Annotated in this window: 8 protein-coding genes and 1 pseudogene; 1 reads left to right on the forward strand and 8 read right to left on the reverse strand. The window is 68.3% G+C overall.

From position 1 onward, the window contains the following. A pseudogene (locus JO059_RS22245) lies at positions 1–157 on the forward strand (O-methyltransferase); the annotation flags it as partial. 73 nt (positions 158–230) lie between these two features. Here the strand turns inward: JO059_RS22245 and xerD are convergent. From xerD to JO059_RS22285, 8 genes are all read right to left on the reverse strand, one after another. Continuing rightward, the gene (gene xerD / locus JO059_RS22250; RefSeq protein WP_293322813.1) at positions 231–1,169 is read right to left on the reverse strand and encodes a site-specific tyrosine recombinase XerD; all 939 of its coding nucleotides are present in this window, start codon (positions 1,167–1,169) and stop codon (positions 231–233) included. Beyond that, complete coding sequence (locus JO059_RS22255; protein WP_293322815.1) at positions 1,166–1,798, reverse strand: NUDIX hydrolase; 633 nt, start codon at positions 1,796–1,798, stop codon at positions 1,166–1,168. Before JO059_RS22255 ends, xerD begins: the two co-directional genes overlap by 4 nt. Continuing rightward, on the reverse strand, positions 1,791–3,542 hold the full coding sequence (locus JO059_RS22260) for a CTP synthase (protein WP_293322817.1): 1,752 nt from the start codon (positions 3,540–3,542) through the stop codon (positions 1,791–1,793). The genes JO059_RS22255 and JO059_RS22260 overlap by 8 nt, the downstream gene beginning before the upstream one ends. Positions 3,543–3,665: 123 nt before the next feature. After that, the gene (locus JO059_RS22265; RefSeq protein ID WP_293322819.1) at positions 3,666–4,616 is read right to left on the reverse strand and encodes a copper transporter; all 951 of its coding nucleotides are present in this window, start codon (positions 4,614–4,616) and stop codon (positions 3,666–3,668) included. Between the two features lie 22 nt (positions 4,617–4,638). Beyond that, complete coding sequence (steA, locus tag JO059_RS22270) at positions 4,639–5,820, reverse strand: putative cytokinetic ring protein SteA (protein ID WP_293322821.1); 1,182 nt, start codon at positions 5,818–5,820, stop codon at positions 4,639–4,641. 171 nt (positions 5,821–5,991) lie between these two features. Further along, the gene (gene recN, locus JO059_RS22275; RefSeq protein ID WP_293322823.1) at positions 5,992–7,752 is read right to left on the reverse strand and encodes a DNA repair protein RecN; all 1,761 of its coding nucleotides are present in this window, start codon (positions 7,750–7,752) and stop codon (positions 5,992–5,994) included. Between the two features lie 24 nt (positions 7,753–7,776). Further along, a complete protein-coding gene (locus tag JO059_RS22280; RefSeq protein ID WP_293322825.1) occupies positions 7,777–8,700 on the reverse strand; it encodes an NAD kinase in 924 nt (307 codons plus the stop codon). Beyond that, positions 8,697–8,993, reverse strand: a 297-nt coding sequence (locus JO059_RS22285) for an SAM-dependent methyltransferase (RefSeq protein WP_366516249.1), incomplete at its 5' end; no start/stop codon positions are given. The genes JO059_RS22280 and JO059_RS22285, both read right to left, overlap by 4 nt.

Raw genomic sequence — 8,993 nt, forward strand, 5'->3', positions numbered from 1 at the left:
GGTCGCCGACAACGTCAAGATTCCGGGCGCACCGAAGTACCGCGAATACATGCGCCAGCAGCAGGGCAAGCTGTGGAACACCGTCGAACACAAGGCGCACCTGGAATATCAGTCGCTGCTCTCCGACCTGGTGCTCGAGTCCGACTACCTGGGCTAGGATTCCCCGCGAGCAGACACAAAATCGCACGAAAACAGGCGACTTAGTGCGAGTTTGCGTCTGCTCGCGCCAGCTATTGCGCCCGGGGATGGGCCCCGGCCCACACCTCGCGCAGGGCATGCACCGTGACCAGCGTGTAGATCTGCGTCGTCGTCACCGATGCATGACCCAGCAACTCCTGCACGACGCGGACATCCGCGCCACCCTCGAGCAGATGGGTGGCAAAGGAATGCCGCAACATGTGCGGTGACACCCCCGACGTGATGCCGGCGCGCTCCGCGGCGTCCTGCAGCACCTGCCATGCGCTTTGCCGCGACAACCGCCCGCCGCGCGCATTGAGGAATACCGCCGCGGTGCCGCGGCCGCGGCGCGCCAGGTCGGGCCGCCCGCGGACCAGGTACACGTCGAGCGCCGCCACGGCGGGCCGTCCGATCGGCACCAGGCGCTGCTTGCCTCCCTTGCCGCGCAACAGCACCGAGCGCGCCTCGGTGTCGATGTCGTCGACGTCGAGCCCGACGGCCTCGGAGATGCGAGACCCGGTGGAATACAACAACTCCAGCAGTGCGCGGTTGCGCAGCGCCAGCGGGCCGTCACTGGGGCTTTCGCCGCCGGCGCCCTCCAGCAACGCCAGGACCTCGTCGATCGTCAGGCTCTTGGGGAGCCGGCGCCCCGGCGTCGGCGGCCGGACGGAGCGCGCCACGTCCAGTTCGGCGAGGCCCTCGGCGGCGGCGAACCGGTGCAGGCCTCGCACCGCGATCAGCGCCCGCGCCGCCGACACCGCGGACAGCGCCGCCGTGCCCGCCTCGGGATCGCCGCGGCGCAGCGCTACCAGAAATTCGCTGACGTCGTCCTCACCGACCTTGGCGAGATCGTGAATTCCGCGGTCGGACAGGTGCTTTGTATAGCGGCGCAGGTCGCGACGATAGGAGCTCAGCGTGTTCTTCGCCACCCCTCGCTCGATCGTGAGGTGGTCGAGGTAGCCCTGCAGCTGGGTATCGAGCGCCGCGGTCACGGCGCGGCCTTCCCCGCTTTTCGGGCGGCGAACTGCGTCGGCCTGTCGATCCACGGACTGTCCACCGGTCGGGGCTGGGCGAACCCTTCCGTGACGGCGTAGGCGGCCAGGATTCCGGCAACCGCAATGGCATTGACGATTTCACCGCTGAACACCTGGCGGGCGGCCTCCGCCACGGGAACCCAGCGCATCGTCATGTCCGCTTCCTCGTGATGCGCCTCCGGCCGGGCAACCTGGGTCAATCCGGTTGCCAGATACACCCGCACCGACTCGTCACTGAATCCCGGCGCCGAATCGAGGTCAACCAAGACCTGCCACGTGCTGGCTTGCAGGCCGACCTCCTCCTGCAATTCCCGGGCGGCGGTCAGGTGCGGTGGCTCCCCCGCGACGTCGAGCAGCCCGGCGGGCAGTTCCCAGAGGCGCCTGCGGAAAGCGTGGCGGTACTGATAAACGATCGCGACGTTGTCCTGCTCATCCATCGCCACAATCGCGACCGCGCCGTAGTGCTCGACCACCTCACGTACCGCGAGCGCACCACCAGGCATTCGCACGCGGTCGCTGCGCAACGCGAAAATCTTTCCGGCGTAAAGCGTTTCGGATGACTCCGTCTCGAAGACGTGCTCAGCCACGGGCCGCTGGCTCGGGTAACGGCCGCTTGACGTTGCCACGATGCTGATTGCCGTTGGGCGAGTGGTCGGGGATTTCCACCGGCAGCAGCTCGCCCGCCTTGTACTCCAGCGCCGCCGCGACGAAGGCGACGAACAGCGGATGTGGCCGGGTGGGGCGGCTCTTCAGTTCCGGATGGGCCTGGGTGCCGACGATGAACGGGTGCACCTCCGGCGGGTATTCGACGAACTCCACCAGGTGGCCGTCGGGCGACGTCCCGGAGAAGCGCAGGCCGCTGGCCGCGATCTTCTCCCGGTAGGCGTTGTTGACCTCGTAGCGGTGGCGGTGCCGCTCGGAAACCTGGGTAGTCCCATAGGCCTCGGCGACAATCGAATCCGGCTCCAGCACCGCGGGATAGGCCCCCAGCCGCATGGTACCGCCGAGGTCGGCTTCACCGGCGACGATCTGTTGCTGATCGGCCATCGTGGAGATCACGGGATCCGGTGTGGCCGGATCGAATTCGGCCGAGTTGGCTTGGCTGAGACCGACCGAGCGCGCGGCTTCGATCACAATGCACTGCAGGCCGAGGCACAGCCCCAGCACGGGTAGCCCCCTGGCGCGGGCATGGCTGATCGCGCCGATCTTGCCTTCAATTCCGCGGATGCCGAAACCGCCGGGAATCAGCACACCGTGGATGTCGCCCAGCGCGGCGGCTGCGGCGCCGGTGCTTTCGCAGTCATCCGATGCCACCCAGACCATCTCGACCTTGGCATTGTGCTTGAACCCGCCGGCGCGCAGCGCCTCGGTTACGGAGAGGTAGGCGTCGGACAGTTCGACATACTTGCCTACCAACGCGATTCGGACGGTCTCGTGTGGTTCGTGAACCCTGCGCAGCAGGTCGTCCCACTCGGTCCAGTCCACATCGCGGAACGGCAGGTGCAGGCGGCGCACCACGAAGGCGTCGAGCTCCTCGCGATGCAACACCTTGGGGATGTCGTATATCGACGGCGCGTCCGGGGTCGAAATGACGCCGTCGATGTCGACGTCACACATCAGCGCGATCTTGTTCTTCAGCGCTTCGGGGACGTCCCGGTCGCTGCGCAGGATCAGCGCGTCGGGGGTGATACCGATGCTGCGCAACGCGGCCACCGAGTGCTGCGTGGGCTTCGTCTTGAGTTCGCCGGATGGGGCCAGGTAAGGCACCAAAGACACGTGCAGGAAGAACACGTTTTCCCAGCCGAGGTCGTGGCGCACCTGACGCGCCGCCTCCAGGAACGGCTGGGACTCGATATCGCCCACGGTGCCGCCGATTTCGGTGATGACGACGTCCGGGCGGTTGCCGTCGGCATCCGGTTGAGCCATCGCCTGGATGCGCCGCTTGATCTCGTCGGTGATGTGCGGGATGACCTGGACGGTGTCACCGAGGTATTCCCCGCGTCGCTCCTTGGCGATGACGGTCGAATACACTTGTCCCGTCGTGACATTCGCCGAGCCGGGCAGATCGCGATCCAGGAACCGCTCGTAGTGACCGACGTCGAGGTCGGTCTCGGCGCCGTCCTCGGTGACGAAGACCTCGCCGTGCTGAAACGGGTTCATCGTGCCCGGATCGACGTTGAGGTAGGGGTCGAGCTTCTGCATCGTCACGTGCAGCCCCCGCGCGGTGAGCAACTGCCCGAGGCTACTGGCCGTCAGCCCCTTGCCCAGCGAGGAGGCGACGCCGCCGCTGACGAAGAGGTGTTTGGTCTCGGTTTGCGGGTGCTTACGCACTGGCGTCCTCCGTGAATACGGGCAGGGCTTGTCTGGGCCTGCCGACCCACGGAAACCCACCCTAACACCCCGGCACGACATGCCGCGGCGAACACGCCCGAGCTGTCGGCCTCACGCGAGGCTCTACTGGGGAACCGTGACCGCCGTCGCCCCGTGACCGGTGCCGTACTGTCCGGCGTGTCCGCCGTTGATCAGGTCGTGCAGGCCCAGCACGGCGGTGATCCGTCCGGGCGCGGAATCGACGTCGTCGACGGTGCTGATCGCCGACGAGATGCCCGCGTCGGCGCGGGCCACCGCGACCGCGGCGCCGCCGGTCGCCGACCCGTCGCGCCCCGCCAGAAGCGTGCCCGAGCCGTGCGGCGCCAGCGCCGCCGAGAACCGGGCCACGCTCACACCCTGATTGCCGGCATCCTGCGGCAGCGAGCCACCGGTGACCACCAGCGCCGCGTTCGAGGCAGGCAGGTGATCGCCCGACTGGTAGGTGATGAATCCGCTGTCGCGCAGGGCCGCCAGCACGGTCGCACGCTGCGCGTCAGAAACCTCGGCGGCAGGCGCGGCCGGGTTGGCGTTGGTCAGCAATGCGATGCCCAGCAGGTCACCGGCCTGCGAACCCTGATCGACGAGCTTCGTGCTCAACTGCTGTCCTGCGGGCAGGATCGACGAGTTCACCACGGTCCGCAGTTTTTCAGCGGAGTTGGCATCGACGAATTCTTGCGTCAGCGCCACCGTTCCCGTGACCGTGCCGCCGGCCTGACCGATGAATTTTGCGACGGCGGCGACGTCATCGTCTTTGGCATCGGGGGTGCGGAACACGACCACCGCCTTGCCGCCGAGTGCGTCGTGCACCATCCGGCCGGCGAGCTGGTTGTCGAAATTGCTTGCCGCAGCAAGCTTTTCATTCAGAACATTCTTCTGGTCGTTGAGCCGGGTGATCTGTGAGTTCAGGTCGCGCTTCTCGGCACGCAGGCTGGACAACAGGGTGTCGGACAGGAAGCCGGAACCCAGCACGACTCCCACGGCCAACGCCAGGAAGACGGCCGCCAACGATAACGCGTGCTGGCGCAACGAGATCATGAGCGCACCTTTCTGAAAAGAGCTAGGTGAGCCAGTGCTGTACCCAGAGGGTTAAGCGGTCCCAGTATTGGACGATCCAATGCAGCACCAGGCCATCGGTGCGGGACACCCACAGGGCGACGATGATCGCGATGAGCATCGTGAGGGCGAGCAGCGCGATGGCGCCTCCCGAAATGTGGCTGCGGTAGAGCGTCGCGACGGCTTTGGCGTCGACCACCTTCTCCCCCACGCGCAGCCTGGTCAGGAAGGTCGACGGGTTGCTTTGGGTGCGGTTCCGGTCGAAGAACGTCTCGATGTTGGCGGTGTGGCCGGCCGTGACGAGCAGCGCGGCGCCGTGATGATCGGCCAGCAGCAGGGCGAGGTCGACCGCCGAGCCCGCGGCCGGAAAGGTCATCGCTCCGACGCCGAGGTCCTGAATGCGCTCCAATCCCGGCGCGTGACCGTCGGCGTCGGCGGGCAACACGACCTGGGCACCGCACTTGAGGGCGTCAGTGCTGATCCGGTCGGGGTCGCCGACGATGATCTGTGGGCGATAACCGGCCTTGCGCAACACATCCGCGCCGGCACCGACGCCGAGCAGCACCGGCTGGTACTCCTTGATGAACGGCTTGAGGGAGCGCAGTTCATCTTCGGCGCTGGGCTCGTCGGCCACGATCACCACGTGCCGGCGGCGCAGGTCGACATCGATGTCGGGAATGCCGATACCGTCGATGAGCAGCGGGCTTTCGCTCTTGATGAACTCAATCGTGTTGCCGGCGAACGCCTCCAGGTGGGCAGCGAGTCCGCTTTTGGCCTCGCGCATCAGGTCGGCGATGTCGTGGTCGGTGCGTTCGGTGCCGCGGACCAGGCGGCGGTCGCCGGCGTAGACGCCGCCTTCGTACAACCGAACCTTGGAGCCGTCCTTGATCTTTTTGAAGATCTCGGGTCCGGTGTCGTCGATCAGGGTGACCCCGTTGTTGACCAGCACCTCGGGGCCCAGGTTCGGGTAGCGGCCCGACACCGACGGCGAGGCGTTGACGACGGCGGCGATGTCCGCTTCCACCAGCGCGTCCGCGGTGATGCGGTCCAGGTCGAGGACGTCGAGCACCACAATGTCGCCGGGGCAGACCCTGCGCAGCAACCGGTCGATGTTCCGGTCCACCCGGGCGGTGCCGGTGAGACCCGGCCGGTTGGCATTGCGCGATAGCAGACCTGACATCTTCATGGGGCGATTCTGTCGGTGAACCATGGGTCAGGCGAGGAGGCGCGCCGTAACATCAGCCTCACAAGTTATCTAGCGTCACACCTGTCACAGGCCGGTGACGGGAAGGTCTCGACCGTCGACTTGTGGCGCGAAACCGGCCCGGATGGCGACAAGGAGTCGACGCTCGCGAGGTCAGTCCGTATCGTTCAGGGCCGCGTCGAGGAGTTCGCGGGCATGCGCGCGCGCACTGTCGGACTCGCCCAGGCCGGCCAGCATGCGCGCCAGCTCGGCCACCCGGTCGTCGCCGCTCACCCGCCGCACGACGCTGGTGCCCTTGGGCCCGGCGCTGTGCACCACCAGATGCACGTCGGCGTAGGCGGCGACCTGTGCCAGGTGCGTGACCACGATGACCTGGTGGGTGCGGGCCAGTCGCGCCAACCGCCGCCCGATCTGCACCGCCGCGCGGCCGCCGACGCCGGCGTCCACCTCGTCGAACACCATGGTGGTGCCCGCTGAAATTTTTCGGGAGGCGGCCAGCACGACTTCCAGCGCCAGCATCACCCGGGACAGCTCGCCGCCGGAGGCGCTCTTGGCCAGCGGCAACACGGCCATGCCCCGGTGGGCGGCAAAGCCGAACTCGACCTGGTCGACGCCGTCGGCGCCGGCGCGGGCCAGCTCGCCCGACGGCAGCGCGAGCGCCGCGGGATCGTCATGGCCGGCGGCGAGGTCGGTGGTCACGTCGATGGTGAAGACGGCGTCGCTCATCGCCAGCCCGGACAGCTCCCCGGTCACCTCCTTGCCAAGCCGTTGGGCGGCCTTACTTCGGACCTTCCCGAGTTCGGCTGCCACCGCGCACAATTCGCGCGCCAGCTCGTCGACGCGGCGCTGCAGCGCGGTCACCGCCTCTTCGGAGACGTCGAGTTGCGTCAGCCTTTCCCGGGATTCCTGCGCCCACCGCAAGACGCCGTCTATGTCGGCGGCGTACTTGCGGGTCAGGGTGCGCAGCTGGGCCTGTCGGGCGAGCTTGGATTCCAGTGCGCTGGCGTCGACGGGCAGGTCATCGAGGAAGCCGCCGAGCTCGCGGGCCGCGTCGGTGACGACCGCCAGTGCCTCGCCGATCTGGCCGGCCAGCGACCGCAGTGTGGCGTCGTCGGTGGATTCCAATGCGGCCCTTGCTTTCCCGAGGCCATCGGTGGCGCTTCGGCCGAGGTCGTCGGGGTCGTCGGCCGACAGCGCCGCGCGCGCGGTGGCAGCGGCCTCGCGCAGGGTGTCGAGCTCGGAGAGCCGCAGAATGTCGGCGATCAACGCGTCGTCTTCCCCGGGCTGCGGGTCGATGGTGTCGATCTCGTTGAGCGCGAACTTCAACCGGTCGGCCTCTTGGGCCAGTTCTCTTGCGCGATCGCGGCGTTCGACCAAGTCGCGGCGGGCCGTCAGCCACGCCTCGCGCAGCTTGCGGTAGCGCTCCAGCGCCGGGCCGGCGCCGGCGAACCGGTCGAGCGCGCCGCGCTGCTCCTCCGGCCGCATCAGCCGCAGCTGGTCGTTCTGCCCGTGCAGGGTCAGCAGCTCGGTGGTGAAGTCGGCCAGTGACTTGGCGGGGACGCTGCGGCCGCCGAGGGACGCCCGCGAGGGCCCGTCGCGGCTGACCGAGCGCAGCGCGATGACGCTGCCGTCCTCGTCGCGCTCGGCCCCGACGGCTTCCAGCATCGCGTCCAGCCGCGCCACCATCTCCTCATCGAGATCGGTTGTGGTGAAACGACCTTCGACGACGGCACGGTCGGCCCCCGACCGGACACGGTTGGCGTCGGCGCGCGCCCCGCCGAGCAGGTGCAGCCCGGTGACCACCATGGTCTTTCCGGTGCCGGTCTCGCCGGTCAGCACCGTCAGGCCGCGGCCGAACTCGCCCACCGCGGCACTGATCGCGCCGAGCGACTCGATGCGTATTTCGGTCAGCATGCGGTCAGCACCTACGCCAGCGTTCTACTTTCCGCGCCAACCGGACACGGGCAGCCGGAACTTGCGTACCAGGCGGTCGCTGAACGGCGCGCTGTCCAGCCGCGCCCAGCGCACCGCCGTGTCGCAGCGCGTCACCTCGAGCCGCCCGCCGGCCGGTATCAGCATTTCGCGGCGGCCGTCGCAGAACACCAGGGCGTCGTGACCGTCGGCTTCGATCTCGATCGCGACGGTGGCTTCCGGGCTGGTGACCATCGGCCGGGCGAACAGCGCGTGAGCGTTGTTGGGCACCAACAGGATTGCCTCGAGGTCCGGCCACAGCACAGGTCCGCCCGCCGAGAACGCGTAGGCGGTGGAGCCGGTCGGTGTCGAGACCAACACCCCGTCGCAGCCGAATGTCGACACCGGCCGCCCGTCCACCTCGACGACCACCCCGAGTACGCCTAGCCTTGGGCCCTTTTCCAGGCTGGCCTCGTTGAGTGCCCACCCGTGATTGATGACGCGGCCGCCGTGGCGCACGACGATGTCGAGCGTGAGGCGGTTCTCCACGCGGTAGTCACGGGCGACGACGTGGTCGAGCACCTGGTCGATGTGCTCGGCTTCGGCTTCGGCCAGAAAGCCGATGCGGCCCAGGTTGACTCCGAGTACGGGAATTCCGGCGTTGCGGGCCAGTTCGGCCGCCCGCAGGAAGGTGCCGTCGCCGCCGAGCACCAGCACCAGCTCGCAGCCGTCGGCGGCTTGGGGGTCGGCATCGACCACCTCGATCTCGACGCCCATGGCGCGCATGTCGTTCGGGGAAAGGTGCAGCGATCCCCTGTCGACCGCCTCGGCCGACAATACGCGAAGCGCAATCCCATTGTCGCTCAGTACCTTCTGGACGCGGCGCGCGGTTTCGGTGGCTTCGTCGCGCCCGGTGTGGACGACCAGCAGGACGGTGCGCTCGGCGGTCATTGCGGGCCCTCTGCGACGGCGCGCTGCACCGCATTCACCAGCCGGTCAGCGTCCAGGGCTCGGTCCGTCTGGGCGCGCAGCCACAAGAAGTATTCGACGTTGCCGGACGGGCCCGGCAGCGGACTGGCGGTGACGTCGACGGTGTGCCAAGCCAACTCCCCGGCGCGCCGCGCCACGCTCAGCACCGCGTCGGCGCGCAAACCCGGGTCGAGGACCACGCCGCCCGCACCGACCCGGCCCCTGCCCACCTCGAACTGCGGCTTCACCATGGGAACGATATCCGCGCCGCGGCA

Origin of the sequence: Mycobacterium sp., from assembly GCF_019247615.1 — a bacterium.
GTDB lineage: Bacteria > Actinomycetota > Actinomycetes > Mycobacteriales > Mycobacteriaceae > Mycobacterium.

Coding starts and splice junctions, on each gene's coding strand:
- JO059_RS22280 (WP_293322825.1), bottom strand. CDS start 8,700: ATGACCGCCGAGCGCACCGTCCTGCTGGTCGTCCACACCGGGCGCGAC.
- recN (WP_293322823.1), bottom strand. CDS start 7,752: ATGCTGACCGAAATACGCATCGAGTCGCTCGGCGCGATCAGTGCCGCG.
- JO059_RS22265 (WP_293322819.1), bottom strand. CDS start 4,616: ATGATCTCGTTGCGCCAGCACGCGTTATCGTTGGCGGCCGTCTTCCTG.
- steA (WP_293322821.1), bottom strand. CDS start 5,820: ATGAAGATGTCAGGTCTGCTATCGCGCAATGCCAACCGGCCGGGTCTC.